Genomic DNA, 13,305 nt, shown 5'->3' on the forward strand with positions numbered 1-13,305 from the left:
ACAGAAAAGGAACGGAAAAGTGCGGGTATTATAGGGCGTTCCTATTGGCGTAACGGCTTAACCGCTTAACCGCGAGGCCCCGTAACGGATCGCGTGGGATGAACGGTTGCCAGCCGCGCCAGCCCTTCCCCTTAGGAGCCCGATTTGCTCAGACTGCCCCGCATCAACTGGAACAACGTTCGCCAACTGCTGAGATACGCGCTTGCGCGGGCGCAGGACGACCGGATTCCGCAAGTGGCGGCGAGCCTGACGTTTACCTCGATCCTGTCGATCGTGCCGCTGTTCGCGGTGACATTCGCGCTGTTCACCGCCTTTCCGATTTTCAATACGTTTCGCGACGCCTTGCAGGGCTTCCTGATCGAGCACCTGATGCCCGAGAGCGTCAATGCCCAGATTTTCAATTACCTGAACCAATTCGCATCGAAGGCGAAAGGCCTGACGGCGTTCGGTTTGATCGGCTTGCTGGTGACGGCCGTGCTCACGTTAATGACGATCGAGTCGGCGTTCAACGTGATCTGGCGTGTGCGACGTCCGCGACCGATCGCACAGCGTCTGCTGATTTATTGGAGTCTGCTCACGCTTGGGCCGCTGTTGATCGGAGTGAGTCTGTCGATCAGTTCGTACGTCTTCACGCAATCGATGTCGCTGGTGAGCACGCTGCCGCCCGTTGTCACCTCGTTGCTCAGCCTGATTCCGCCGGCGCTGACCAGCGTGGTGTTCATGCTGATGTATCTCTACATGCCGAATTGCAAGGTGGACTGGCGCGACGCGCTGGTTGGCGGTGTCGTGGCGGCGCTGGCGTTCGACCTGACCAAGCGGGGCTTCGGCATGTACATCCGGCAGTTTCCGACCTACACGGCCGTGTATGGCGCATTCGCGGCGGTGCCGATCTTCTTGCTCTGGATCTACCTGTCGTGGCTGGTGGCGCTGATCGGCGCGACGATCACGTCGGTCCTGCCCGCGCTGCGCCTCGGGCATTTCCAATACCCCCGCTTTCCGGGGAGCGATCTGCTGGACGGCCTGACGCTGATCCACTTGCTCAATCTGGACCGCGAAGCCGGCGGTAGCGGTCGCACGATGGCGCAACTGGCGGGTACGATGCGCACGAGCCTCGATCATGCCGGTGACCTGCTCGCTCGGCTTGAGCGCATGGGATGGGTCGGACGGTTGACGATGCAGCCACCGGTGGAGCGTTGGCTGCTGCTCGCGAACCCGCGTACGACGACCCTGGCGCCACTGGTCGCGCAGCTGGCCCTCAACGTCGACGAGCTGGCGCGTCAAATGGAGCGTCACGCGCTCGATGGCGCGCATGTTGCCGACATTCTGCGCGAAGGAAAATGGGACGTGCCCCTGGCCGACGCGCTACCGCGCGATGTCACTCCGGACGACGGCGGTGGCGACGCGTCGTGTCTTGACGTGGATCACAAGGGTCACGAGCCCGAAGCAGGCGCTAGAGCTTGATACGGCCGAGACAGATATCCCGAAACATGACCCAGTCGCCCATCAGGCTGTAGATCGGATGGCGGAAGGTGGCGGGCCGGTTCTTCTCGAAAAAGAAATGGCCGACCCACGCGAACGCGTAACCACAGACGACTGCCGCGAGCAGCCACCACGGGTTGCCTGTCAGGGCAAGCGCTGCCAGAAAGGCGATCACGCCCCATGAGCCGACGAAATGCAGACGGCGGCAGACGGCGTTGCGGTGCTCACCGAGATAGAAGGGGTAGAAGTCCACAAACCGGTGAAACGCCGGCGACTCATCGTGCCCAGGTGTCATGGCAAACCTCCTGCATTGGGAAGTTGATGCGTTCAGTCTCGCATGAATTGCACAAGCGCATCGAGCAGCGCGTCCGGCTGTTCCGTCATGATCGCGTGGCCGGCATTGACGACCTTGACCGAAACGGGGGCACCGGCGTCGCGCAACGCATCGAGCAGGGCTTGCGCTGCGCGGGGCGGCGTCATCTGATCGCGTTGCCCCAACACGGCGAGCACCGGACATCGAACCTGCGCAGCCGCCGCCATCCCTCGATCGTAGCGATTGCACGCCTCGAAGTCGGTAAGAAACACCTTGGCGGGATTGCGTTGCGCCACGCGCTCCATCAAGCGTTGATTGACGCCCCATGTCCAGAAACCGGGGCCGGGCGCCGATGGCTTGGCGGCGATCGTGCTGTGCGACCAGGCGTTGACGAGGGCGATGGCCTCCGGCTCACGTTCGGCGGCGGCCTCGAGGAGGACATCGGAGACTTTCATCGGGTAAGCGGTGCCCACCAGGGCGATACGGGACACCCGATCGGGGTGGCGGGCGGCGGCGTCCAGCGCAATCAGCGACCCCATGCTGTGCCCGACCCAGGTGGCTTTTCCGATGCCGGCGGCATCGAGCACGGCGACCACGCGATCGGCCATCGCTTCAATGGTCGTCAATGGGGCGCCCGTGCTGCGGTGATGTCCGGGCAGATCGAGCGCGAGTACGTTCATGCCGTGATGGGCGAGGTACCGGCTCTGTAACCCCCACACGCTGTGATCGTGCTGTGCGCCATGCAGGAAGACGACCGTCGGTAGCGCGGGATCCATCGATTTGCCGGCGGTATAGGCGTAGACGTTGTTGCCGCGGATGTCGAACTTCATCGTGCTTGTCCCTTGGCCGTGGATTTGACTGCCGCCTTCAGGCCGCGTTTGAGATCCTGGATCAGGTCGTCAGGGTCTTCCAGGCCGATCGACAGGCGTACGGTGCCCTCTCCGATACCCGCCGCCGCGAGCGCCGCGGCGTCCATGCGGAAATGCGTGGTGGAGGCAGGGTGAATGACCAGGGAGCGTGCGTCGCCGACATTGGCCAGATGCGAGAAGAGCTGCAGCGATTCGATGAAACGGCGCCCGGCCTCCCGGTCGCCCTTCAGATTGAAGCTGAAGACGGCACCCGCGCCGCGCGGGAGCAGTCGCTTGGCCAGTGCGTAGTCGGGATGCGACGCCAGTTCCGGATAGGCGACGCTTGCCACCGCCTCGTGCCCCGCCAGGAACGCCACCACCCGACGTGCGTTGTCGACGTGCCGCGCCATGCGAAGTGGCAGCGTTTCGAGACCTTGCAGCAGTTGCCATGCCGCCTGCGGATGCAGGCATGCGCCAAAGTCGCGCAAGCCCTCGCGTCGCGCGCGCAACAGGAATGGCGCGACCGAGCTCTCCTCGGCGAAGACCATGCCGTGGAAGCCGTCGTACGGCTCGGTCAGTTCGGGAAATTTGCCGCTTCGCTCGAAGTCGAACGTGCCCCCGTCGATCAGAATGCCGCCGATGGTCGTGCCATGCCCTCCGAGGAACTTGGTAGCCGAGTGATAGACGATATCGGCGCCATGATCGAACGGCTGAATGAGCCACGGTGTGGTGAACGTGCTGTCGACCATCAGGGGCACGTCCGCGTCATGAGCGATCTCCGCGACTTGGGCGATGTCGAGGACGTCGAGCCCCGGATTGCCAAGCGTTTCGCCAAAGAACAGCCGGGTCTCGGGGCGCACGGCGGCGCGCCAGCCGTTCAGGTCGCCAGGGCGCACGAAGGTGGTCTCGATGCCGAAGCGGCGCAGTGTGTAATGCAGCAGATTGTGCGAACCGCCGTACAGCGCGCTGGACGCCACGATGTGCGAACCCGCGCCCATCAGGGTTGCGATGGCCAGGTGCAGCGCGGCCTGGCCGCTTGCCGTGGAAATGGCGCCGACGCCGTTTTCCAGTGCGGCCATGCGCTCTTCGAAGACGGCATTGGTCGGGTTGGAAATGCGCGAATAGACATGGCCGGCGCGTTCCATGTTGAAAAGCGCGGCTGCCTGGTCGGCATCGGAGAAGACAAACGACGTGGTCTGGTAGATCGGCGTGGCGCGAGCCCCGGTGGCGGGGTCGGGGGCGGCCCCGGCGTGCAGGGCAAGCGTGTCGAAGTGCGGGACTGACATGTCGGAGAGGGCCTCTCGGTTGGCTTGACGTTGACTTGACGGCGACTTGGCGCTGGCGTGTGATGCGGACATCACGTATGCGGCAATCCTAGCACCACCGCAATGCATCTCGACAGGCGCTGCCGCCCCCATTGGCAAAATGCCGGTGCTGTCCGATGTCTGAGGTGCGGCGATGCCCGATCGATCCCCGGAATCGGCCGAAAACCCTCGTCGCACGGACATTGGCGCGTCTTGTTCCTTTCCTTTTCAGACGCTTTCCGATAGCATCTTTCGAACATGATCTAATCACAATAACGAGGGGACAGCGGCGCGCGCGCCGGCGATCCGTCTCGAACGCCGAAGTCTGGCAAATGCGTCCGGTGGCATCGTCCTGCCGCGGTTGCCCGAGCATCTCAACGAGGAGTGTGTGCCATGCGTGTGTCTGACATCCTGAAAGTAAAGGGCAACACCCTTTTCACCGTGACCCCGGAGACGTTGCTGGCCCAGGCCGTCGACACGATGGCGGAGCATGACATTGGTTCGCTCGTCGTGATGGAGTTCGGCGATCTCGTGGGCATGCTCACGTTCCGCGAAATCATCAATACGATCAGCAAGAACGGCGGTACGGTTGGCAGTTCCACAATTCGCAAAGTCATGGACGACCATCCGCTCACCTGCACGCCGGAGACGGATGTCGACGAAGTCCGGCGCATGATGCTCGAGCGTCACGCCCGCTATTTGCCGGTCATGGACAATCGCACGCTCATGGGCGTGATTTCCTTCTACGATGTGGCGCGTGCCGTCGTCGAGGAGCAATCCTTTGAAAATCGCATGCTCAAGGCCTACATTCGCGATTGGCCGGCCGAGGAAGCGGAAAACACCAAGTGAGTGAGGCCAGCCAGCGCGGGGCACGCGGCGAGGGCCACCAATCACGACTGTTGAAAGAGCGGCGCTTTGCGCCGTTCTTCTGGACCCAGTTTCTGGGTGCGATGAACGACAACGTGTTCAAAATCGCATTCACGTCGCTCGTCACCTATCACGCATCGCTTTTTCAGAACGTCGACGGCAAGACGGCGGCGTTCCTCATCTCGGCCATCTTCATCGCGCCGTTCCTGTTGTTTTCCGCGACCAGCGGGCAAATTGCCGATAAGTGGGACAAGGCGCGCCTGATCCGTTTCGTCAAGTCGCTGGAGATCGCGATCATGGCGCTCGGCGCGGCCGGCTTCCTCTGGGCAAGCGCGCCGCTGCTGTTCGTGTGCACCTTCCTGATGGGACTCCACTCCACACTCTTTGGGCCGGTCAAGTACGCCTATCTGCCTCAGCACCTGGCCACGCGCGAACTGGTGGGGGGGAACGGTCTGGTCGAAATGGGAACGTTCGTGGCCATCCTGATCGGCACGATTGTCGGCGGCGAACTGGCTGGCGCCGGGGCGGGCTCGCTGCCGTGGATCGGCGGCGTTTGCCTCGGACTGGCCTTGTTGGGCCGGCTGGTGTCGACGTGGGTGCCGCAAACGCCCGCGGCGCAGCCGGATCTGCGCATCAATTGGAATCCGTTGACCGAGACGTGGAGAAATCTGTGCATCGCGCGTACGGACCGTGCGGTCTTCCAGAGTCTGCTCGGTATCTCGTGGCTTTGGTTTCTCGGGGCGACCTTTCTCGCGTCGTTTTTCAACTTCGCACATGACGTGCTCGGCGCCGGTCCGGGTGTCGTCACGCTGCTGCTGGCCATGTTCTCCCTGGGCATCGGGATTGGGTCGCTGTTGTGCGAGCGGCTTTCGGGCGGCAAGGTGGAAATCGGACTCGTGCCGTTCGGCTCGATCGGCATGACGGTATTCGCGGTCGATCTTTATTTTGCGAGTCGGGGCGGCGCTCACGGCGCGGCCTTGCAGACGGTGGCGCAGTTCGCTTCGCAACCGGCCCATTGGCGCGTGCTGGTGGACCTGTTCCTGCTGGCGATGTTCGGGGGCTTCTACAGCGTGCCGTTGTACGCGCTGATTCAAAGCCGTAGCGCGCCGTCGCATCGCGCACGCATCATCGCAGCGAACAATATCCTCAACGCGTTGTTCATGGTCGTGTCGGCCCTCATGGCGATGGCGCTCACGAAGGCCGGGTTCACCATCGACCAGTTGTATCTCGTCACCGGCATTCTCAACGCGCTGGTGGCTGTCTATCTATACCTGCGACTCCCGGAATTCCTGATTCGCTTCGCGATGTGGCTGCTGTTGCACACCCTCTATCGCATCGACGTCAAAGGGGCGGATCAGATTCCGGACGACGGGCCATGCCTGCTGGTCTGCAATCACGTCAGCTTTGCCGATGCCGTGGTGATCGGGGCGTCGATCCGGCGTCCGGTTCGCTTTGTGATGGACCACCGTATTTTCCGCATCCCGGTGCTGTCGTGGTTCTTTCGTACGGTCGGCGCCATTCCCATTGCCCCGGCGCACGAAGATGCAGTCGCGCTCGAGTGCGCCTACCGGCAGATCGCAGACGCGCTGGCGGCGGGCGACGTCGTTTGCCTCTTTCCTGAGGGTAAGCTCACGGCATCCGGCGAGCTGCAGGTCTTCCGTCAGGGGGTACAGCACATTGTCGAGCGTACGCCCGTGCCGGTCGTGCCGATGGCGCTGCGCGGGCTGTGGGGAAGTTTCTTTTCGCGACATGGTGGCGCGGCAATGTCACGGCCGTTCAAGCGTGGCATTCTGAACCGGCTCGAGCTTGTCATCGGGGCGCCGGTGTCGCCTGCGCAGGCGACGCCGGAAACCCTGCGGGACAAGGTGCTCAAGCTGCGCGGCCCCTGGCCGGTGTGAGGGGGCGTCTCCTCGTGAATCGCGGCCGTGGCTCGGAAGTCTCCGATGCCACGCCCCAAAAGCGCCCAAAATGCCGCCGGCCGGTCGTTTAGCGCCCTCGACCGTCGCACAGGGCGGCGCGGTGTGGCGGGATCGCTGGCATAATAGGGCCTTCCCGTCCTCCCCGAACCCGATCCCCGTATGTCTGGCAATACGCTTGGAACTCTGTTTACCGTCACCACTTTCGGCGAATCGCATGGCCCGGCCATTGGCTGCGTGATCGATGGCTGTCCGCCGGGAATGGCGCTCACGGAAGCCGACATCCAGGGGGAGCTGGATCGCCGCCGTCCTGGCACGTCGCGCCACGTTACGCAGCGCAACGAACCGGATGCCGTCGAGATCCTCTCTGGTGTGTTCGAGGGCGTGACGACGGGGACGCCCATCGCACTGCTGATCCGCAATACCGATCAACGCAGCAAAGACTACGGCAACATCGTCCAGACGTTCCGCCCCGGACATGCCGATTACACCTATCTGCAAAAGTACGGCGTGCGCGATTACCGCGGTGGCGGACGCTCGTCCGCACGTCTCACGGCGCCCGTCGTTGCCGCCGGCGCCGTCGCCAAGAAGTGGCTGGCCGAAAAATTTGGCGTGCAGGTGTACGGATGCATGACGCAACTCGGCGACATCGAGATCGCACAGACGGATTGGTCGCAGGTGTCGCAGAATCCGTTCTTCGCCGCCAACGCGGAAGTCGTCCCGCAACTGGAAGCGTATATGGATGACCTTCGCAAGGCGGGCGATTCGGTCGGGGCGAAGCTGCGCGTTGTGGCGACCGGCGTTCCGGTGGGTCTTGGAGAGCCGCTGTTCGATCGCCTGGATGCCGATATCGCCCACGCGATGATGGGCCTGAATGCCGTCAAGGGCGTGGAGATCGGTGCGGGTTTCCGCAGCGTCACGCAAAAGGGGTCGGAGCACGGCGACGAATTGACGCCGGAGGGCTTCGTCGGGAACAACGCCGGTGGCATTCTGGGCGGCATTTCGACCGGTCAGGATATCGACGTGTCGATCGCGATCAAGCCCACGTCGAGCATTCGTACACCGCGTCGCTCGATCGACGTTGCCGGTCACGCGTCGACGGTGGAAACGTTCGGGCGGCATGACCCTTGCGTGGGAATTCGCGCGACACCGATTGCCGAAGCGCTGCTCGCGCTCGTGTTGATCGATCACGCGTTGCGTCACCGCGCGCAGTGCGGCGACGTGCACGTGAACACGCCGGTTATCGCGGCGCGCGTGTCGGACTGACGAGGCGCAAGGCGAACGCCAGGCGTCGTCAGCCGGACTGAAGGCCGCCGGGCGAACCGGCGGCGATACCGCATTACATATTCGGGTAGTTCGGCCCGCCCCCCCTTCCGGCGTAACCCACACGATATTCTGCGTCGGGTCCTTGATGTCGCAAGTCTTGCAATGCACGCAGTTCTGCGCGTTGATTTGCAACCGCTCGGACTCGTCCTCGTTCTTCACGAACTCATACACGCCTGCCGGGCAATAGCGCTGCTCAGGCCCCGCGTATTCGGACAGATTGATGCCAACCGGCACGCTGGGATCCTTGAGCGTGAGGTGCGCCGGTTGGTTCTCCTCGTGGTTGGTGTTCGAGATGAAGACCGACGACAGACGATCGAACGTGAGCTTCCCATCGGGCTTGGGGTAGGCGATCGGCTGACATTGCGCGGCCGGCAGCAGGCACTCATGATCGGCCTTCTTGCGGTGAATCGTCCATGGCATCTTGCCGCCGAGCAGCTTTTGCTCAATGCCGGTCATGATCGTGGCCACGGTCAGGCCCTTCTTGAACCACTGCTTGAAGTTGCGCGCCTTGTTCAGCTCTTCGTGCAGCCACGATTGCTCGAACGCGGCCGGGTAGGCGCTGAGTTCGTCACGCTGGCGCTCGGCCACCAGCGCGTCGAAGGCGGCATCGGCTGCCATCATGCCGCTCTTGATAGCGGCGTGGCTGCCCTTGATCCGGCTGACATTGAGGAAGCCCGCTTCGCACCCAACCAGCGCACCGCCCTTGAAAACGAGCTTCGGCAGGGCCAGCAGACCGCCCGCTGTAATGGCACGTGCACCGTATGAAATGCGCTTGCCCCCTTCGAGGAAGTGACGAATCGACGGATGGGTCTTGTAACGCTGGAACTCCTCGAACGGCGACAGGTACGGATTGCCGTAGTCGAGCCCAACGATGAAACCGACCGCCACCTGATGATTCGGCAGGTGGTAGAGGAACGAGCCGCCGTAGGTTTGCGCGTTGAGCGGCCAGCCGGCCGTGTGGATGACGAGACCTTCCTTGTGCTTGGCCGGGTCGATTTCCCACAGTTCCTTGATGCCCAGGCCGTAGGCCTGCGGATCGCGGCCTTCGTCGAGATTGAACTTGCGCATCAATTGGCGACCCAGGCTGCCCCGTGCGCCTTCCGAGAAGATCGTGTACTTGGCGTGCAGTTCCATGCCCAGTTGGAAGTTCTCGGTCGGTTCGCCGTCCTTGCCGACGCCCATGTTGCCGGTCGCCACGCCCATGACCGCGCCGTTCTCGTCGTACAGGATCTCGGCGGCCGGGAAGCCCGGGAAGATTTCAACGCCCAGCGCTTCGGCTTGTTGTCCGAGCCAGCGCACGACATTGCCCAGGCTGATGACATAGTTGCCGTGATTCTGGAAGCAGGCGGGCAGCAGCCACGACGGCGTGGGGGTCGCGCCGGTCTCGTTCAGGAACAGGAAGCGATCTTCAACGACCGGGGTGTCGAGCGGTGCACCAAGGGCTTTCCAGTCGGGGATGAGTTCGGTCAGCGCTTGCGGATCCATGACCGCGCCAGACAGGATGTGCGCCCCGATTTCCGAGCCTTTTTCCAGGACACATACGGAAATCTCCTTCCCCGCCTCCTGCGCGCGCTGCTTCAAACGGATTGCCGTGGACAGGCCGGCCGGACCGCCGCCAACAACGACGACGTCATACTCCATCGACTCCCTCGGGCCGTACTGCTCAAGCAGCTTGGGATCCATTGATGCTCCTGTTATAAACGTTAGAATTCGTGGGTGCGGCCATTTTCCGGGAATGGGGGGCACCTCGCAACCGCATATTAATAGCACGATCGTTCGGTATGGTAGGTAAGCAACTCTAGCGGCACGCCATGCGGCGTCGCCGTTGTTCAATGGGTGTCCAGGCGCGAGGGAGAAGACGATGGGGCGTTCGCTGAATCTCGAAGGGAAAGTGGCGATGGTGACGGGGGCCTCGAGCGGACTTGGCATGCAGTTTGCCAAGGTGCTGGCCCAGGCCGGGGCAAAGGTCGTGCTGGCCAGCCGGCGTGTCGAGCGGCTCAAGGAATTGAGGGCGGAGATCGAGGCGCAAGGCGGTGCGGCGCACGTCGTTCCTCTCGATGTGACCGACTACGACAGCATTCGCGCCGGGGTGGCCCATGCCGAGACCGAGGCGGGGGCCATTGATATTCTGATCAACAACTCCGGTGTGTCGACCCAGCAGCGTCTGGTCGACGTTACGCCCCAGGACTACGACTACGTCCTGAACACCAACACGCGCGGCACCTTTTTCGTGGCGCAGGAAGTCGCCAAACGCATGATTCGGCGGGCAAAGGGCGACCCGCAGCGCCAGCACCGGATCATCAATGTGGCGTCGGTGGCTGGGCAGCGCGCGATTTCCATGCTCGGCGTGTACTGCGTGAGCAAGGCGGCGGTCATCCACATGACCCGTGCGATGGCACTCGAATGGGGACGTTACAACATCAATGTCAATGCGTTGTGTCCGGGCTATATCGACACCGAGATCAACCACGAGCATTGGCAGACCGACGCCGGTCGCAAGCTCGTTCAGATGCTGCCCCGCCAACGCGTCGGGGAACCGAGCGATCTGGACGGGCTGATTCTGCTTCTTGCCTCAGACGATTCCAGGTTTATCAACGGGTCGATCATGACGATCGACGATGGTCTGGCGGTCGGCTGAGCCTCGTCAGGCCTTGTGCCACGGCGATTTGGCGAATTGGGCAGGCTCGCTGCAATGCGGCAATCCGGGATTGTCCGAGGCAGTCAGCGTAGCGGCGACAAGCGCATAATTCTCGGGTGCTAATGGGGTCGTGAAGGACGTCGTGCTGACGTCGGATCCCGAAACATCTTGAGGACAACATGTTGAATCAAGGCTGGCGTGCGCTCGTCGGCGTCGCGCTCGCCCTCGCCGCAATTGCGCTGCCGGTGGCCGCGCAGCCCTACAAGGCCGAATACTCGCTGTCGATCATGCCCGATGCCGGCACGCCCTGGGGCAAAGGCACGCAACTTTGGGCGGACATGGTGCGCGAGCGTACGCGTGGGCGCATCAACATTCGACTGCACACAGGCGCCTCGCTCGTGGGTGGCGACCAGACGCGGGAATTCTCCGCATTGCGTCAGGGCGTGATCGACATGGCGGTCGGCTCGACGATCAACTGGTCGTCAGCGATACCCGAATTCAACGTTTTCTCCCTGCCATTCCTGCTGCGTGGCTGTCGTTCTCTCGACGCCCTGACGCAGGGCGACGTCGGGCGCGAGCTGTTTCGCCGCGTGGAAGAGCAGGGCGTTGTACCGCTGGCGTGGGGCGAGAATGGCTTTCGGCAACTGAGCAACTCTCGCCGTTCGATCCGTGCGCCAGAGGATATGCGCGGCCTGCGTTTCCGTGTTGTCGGGTCATTGCTGTTCAACGACATCTTCACGGCATTGGGCGCCGTGCCGACTCAGATGACGTGGAACGATGCGGTGCGCGCGCTGCGCGCACGCAAGATCGACGGCCAGGAAAATCCGATTACGGTCTTCAACAATGTGCGGCTCGATACGTTGGGACAGCGCTTCATCACGGTGTGGGATTACGTCGCCGATCCCATCGTGTTCTCCGTCAACCGACAGGTCTGGGATAGCTGGTCGCCGCAGGATCGCGACATCGTTCGCGACGCAGCGATCGAGGCGGCGCGATTCGAAGTGACGCTCGCAAGAGAAGACGCGATGCGCGGCGAGAATGCCGCGTGGGACGATCTGGCAGCGCGCGGCGTGAAGGTCACGCGACTCACGCCGGAACAACGCCAGCGCTTTGTCGACGCAACGCGTCCCGTCTATGCGAAATGGAAAGTGCTGGTCGGGCGCGATCTGGTCGACAAGGCCGAGGCCGCCGTGAGAGACGAGGCAACGATCGCCAAGACGCACGACGCCGGCGCGCGCAAGTAGTTGTGCCGGCTCGCGTCGGAAATGTCTGTGGCGGTGGTCTCACGCGATTCTGAAAAGGCAGCCGCTCGGCGCCAATCGCCGAGGGTTGGCGCACACCAAACGCTCCGACGCGCTACACTTTCTCCCCATGACGTCCTGTCACTACGCGGCAGGGCGTCGATTTTCAATATGGGGAATTTGCAGTGTCGTCAGAATACAAAGAAGTCTTTCGGATGAGCATGCCCATTCGCTGGGGCGATATGGATGCCTTCGGGCATGTGAATAACACCGTCTACTTCCGCTACATGGAGCAGGTCCGTATCTCGTGGCTGGAGTCGCTCGACATCGCGTCGGAAGAAAGCTCGACGGGCGAGGGGCCGGTGATCATCAACGCGAACATGACGTTCTTGCGTCAGTTGCGCTATCCCGGCGATATCGATTGCCGCATGTCGGTAGGCGCGCTGGGCCGAAGCAGCGTGGACACACGTTTTGAGCTGCGCCGCGCCGATACGCCGGATATCCTCGTCGCCGAGGGCGGTGCGAAGATCGTTTGGGTCAACTACAAAGCGGAAAAGTCGGTGCCGCTGCCGGAGGCGGTGCGCGCGTTGATGGCGTGAGGCTTGTTTCGAAGGGGGCGCTGCCTGCCCCCTGGCGTTCCTCAGTTGCCGAGGAGTCGCTGAACGAGTTCGGTCGCCGTGCCGGCGCCGTACTTCTGCATCAGGCGCGCGCGGTAGATGTCGACGGTACGCGGGCTGATGTCGAGAACCTTGCCGATCTGCTTGCTTGTCTTGCCCTGCACGAGTTGCGCCGCGATTTCGCGCTCGCGCGCGGTCAGTGCCACGGCGACGCGACGTGTGGCCGACATGTCCTCAAAGGTCCAGAGGCCGGCGGCGTGGGGGTCTTTCACGTCGAGCGAGCGACCCGTCACGTGGCACCAGAACAGTTCGCCGCTGGCCCGGCGCATGATGCGCTCGTCAGCATAGACGCCCTGCGCGCTCATGATCGGCGGAATGCGCTCGCCAATGCGCTCGAACTCCTTGGGGGACGGATACAGTACCTGGAACGACTGACCGATCAGGGCCTCGGGCTCGTAGCCGAAGATCTTGCCAAGCTGTCGATTGCAGTCCTCGATGATGCGCTGGCGCGAAATGACCAGGCCGACGGGAGCGATATGAAAAGCGGTCTGGTAGTCGAACGTCGGCATGGGGGAGCGGCGCGGATCCTGTCTGGGCGCGTGCCGGTGGATCGCGTGTTACGGCCCGGCGCGCAAGGAGATATGTAATTTCACGTATTGTGCCCGATTTGCTCGGCACCGTAAGCTCTATGATTGCATGAGGTGCGTGGCCACGGCGATTCGAGGGGCGGCGCAAGCCTCGCAACGCGCAAGCGCG

11 protein-coding genes and 1 pseudogene are annotated in these 13,305 nt (G+C 62.9%); 7 read left to right on the forward strand and 5 right to left on the reverse strand.

Annotated features, from left to right (window positions below; all coding sequences use genetic code 11):
- Nucleotides 1–144 precede the first annotated feature (144 nt).
- Nucleotides 145–1,461: a YihY family inner membrane protein gene (locus PanNE5_RS16565; RefSeq protein ID WP_017233303.1), complete on the forward strand. Its 1,317-nt coding sequence runs from the start codon at nucleotides 145–147 to the stop codon at nucleotides 1,459–1,461.
- Here the strand turns inward: PanNE5_RS16565 and PanNE5_RS16570 are convergent.
- Genes PanNE5_RS16570 through PanNE5_RS16580 form a run of 3 tightly spaced genes read right to left on the reverse strand, consistent with a single transcriptional unit; the run spans nucleotide 1,451 to nucleotide 3,926 of the window.
- Entirely contained in the window at nucleotides 1,451–1,774 is a 324-nt protein-coding gene (locus PanNE5_RS16570) for a DUF962 domain-containing protein (RefSeq protein ID WP_261938421.1), read from the reverse strand. The two genes, PanNE5_RS16565 and PanNE5_RS16570, sit on opposite strands and share 11 nt — an antisense overlap.
- A gap of 32 nt (nucleotides 1,775–1,806) precedes the next feature.
- Nucleotides 1,807–2,622, reverse strand: coding sequence for an alpha/beta fold hydrolase (locus tag PanNE5_RS16575; RefSeq protein WP_017233305.1), 816 nt, complete (start codon nucleotides 2,620–2,622; stop codon nucleotides 1,807–1,809).
- A complete protein-coding gene (locus tag PanNE5_RS16580) occupies nucleotides 2,619–3,926 on the reverse strand; it encodes an O-acetylhomoserine aminocarboxypropyltransferase (protein WP_017233306.1) in 1,308 nt (435 codons plus the stop codon). Before PanNE5_RS16580 ends, PanNE5_RS16575 begins: the two co-directional genes overlap by 4 nt.
- A 411-nt stretch (nucleotides 3,927–4,337) precedes the next feature.
- Here PanNE5_RS16580 and PanNE5_RS16585 point away from each other — a divergent pair, with 411 nt between their 5' ends.
- The 3 genes from PanNE5_RS16585 to aroC all read left to right on the forward strand — a co-directional run bounded on the left by PanNE5_RS16585 (nucleotide 4,338) and on the right by aroC (nucleotide 7,993).
- Nucleotides 4,338–4,793 carry a CBS domain-containing protein gene (locus PanNE5_RS16585; RefSeq protein ID WP_017233307.1) on the forward strand — a complete coding sequence of 152 codons (456 nt, stop codon included), beginning with the start codon at nucleotides 4,338–4,340 and terminating at the stop codon, nucleotides 4,791–4,793.
- Entirely contained in the window at nucleotides 4,790–6,709 is a 1,920-nt protein-coding gene (locus tag PanNE5_RS16590) for an MFS transporter (protein WP_017233308.1), read from the forward strand. The genes PanNE5_RS16585 and PanNE5_RS16590 overlap by 4 nt, the downstream gene beginning before the upstream one ends.
- 180 nt (nucleotides 6,710–6,889) lie before the next feature.
- The gene (gene aroC, locus PanNE5_RS16595; RefSeq protein ID WP_261938422.1) at nucleotides 6,890–7,993 is read left to right on the forward strand and encodes a chorismate synthase; all 1,104 of its coding nucleotides are present in this window, start codon (nucleotides 6,890–6,892) and stop codon (nucleotides 7,991–7,993) included.
- A gap of 73 nt (nucleotides 7,994–8,066) precedes the next feature.
- On the opposite strand, the pseudogene PanNE5_RS16600 reads toward aroC, so the two are convergent.
- Nucleotides 8,067–9,736 (reverse strand): annotated as a pseudogene (locus PanNE5_RS16600) (electron transfer flavoprotein-ubiquinone oxidoreductase).
- 178 nt (nucleotides 9,737–9,914) lie between these two features.
- Between PanNE5_RS16600 and PanNE5_RS16605 the strand changes: the two are divergent.
- The 3 genes from PanNE5_RS16605 (at nucleotide 9,915) to PanNE5_RS16615 (ending at nucleotide 12,531) form a co-directional block, all read left to right on the forward strand.
- Nucleotides 9,915–10,691, forward strand: a complete 777-nt coding sequence (locus tag PanNE5_RS16605) for an SDR family oxidoreductase (RefSeq protein WP_130026272.1) — start codon at nucleotides 9,915–9,917, stop codon at nucleotides 10,689–10,691.
- Nucleotides 10,692–10,870: 179 nt separating this feature from the next.
- Nucleotides 10,871–11,935 carry a TRAP transporter substrate-binding protein DctP gene (dctP, locus tag PanNE5_RS16610; RefSeq protein WP_017233312.1) on the forward strand — a complete coding sequence of 355 codons (1,065 nt, stop codon included), beginning with the start codon at nucleotides 10,871–10,873 and terminating at the stop codon, nucleotides 11,933–11,935.
- A 212-nt stretch (nucleotides 11,936–12,147) separates the two neighbouring features.
- Complete coding sequence (locus PanNE5_RS16615; protein WP_261938423.1) at nucleotides 12,148–12,531, forward strand: acyl-CoA thioesterase; 384 nt, start codon at nucleotides 12,148–12,150, stop codon at nucleotides 12,529–12,531.
- A 41-nt stretch (nucleotides 12,532–12,572) separates the two neighbouring features.
- Here PanNE5_RS16615 and PanNE5_RS16620 read toward each other — a convergent pair whose 3' ends face one another.
- Nucleotides 12,573–13,118, reverse strand: coding sequence for a PAS and helix-turn-helix domain-containing protein (locus PanNE5_RS16620; protein WP_017233314.1), 546 nt, complete (start codon nucleotides 13,116–13,118; stop codon nucleotides 12,573–12,575).
- Nucleotides 13,119–13,305 lie beyond the last annotated feature (187 nt).

This window comes from Pandoraea sp. NE5 (assembly GCF_024363545.1).
GTDB lineage: Bacteria > Pseudomonadota > Gammaproteobacteria > Burkholderiales > Burkholderiaceae > Pandoraea > Pandoraea cepalis.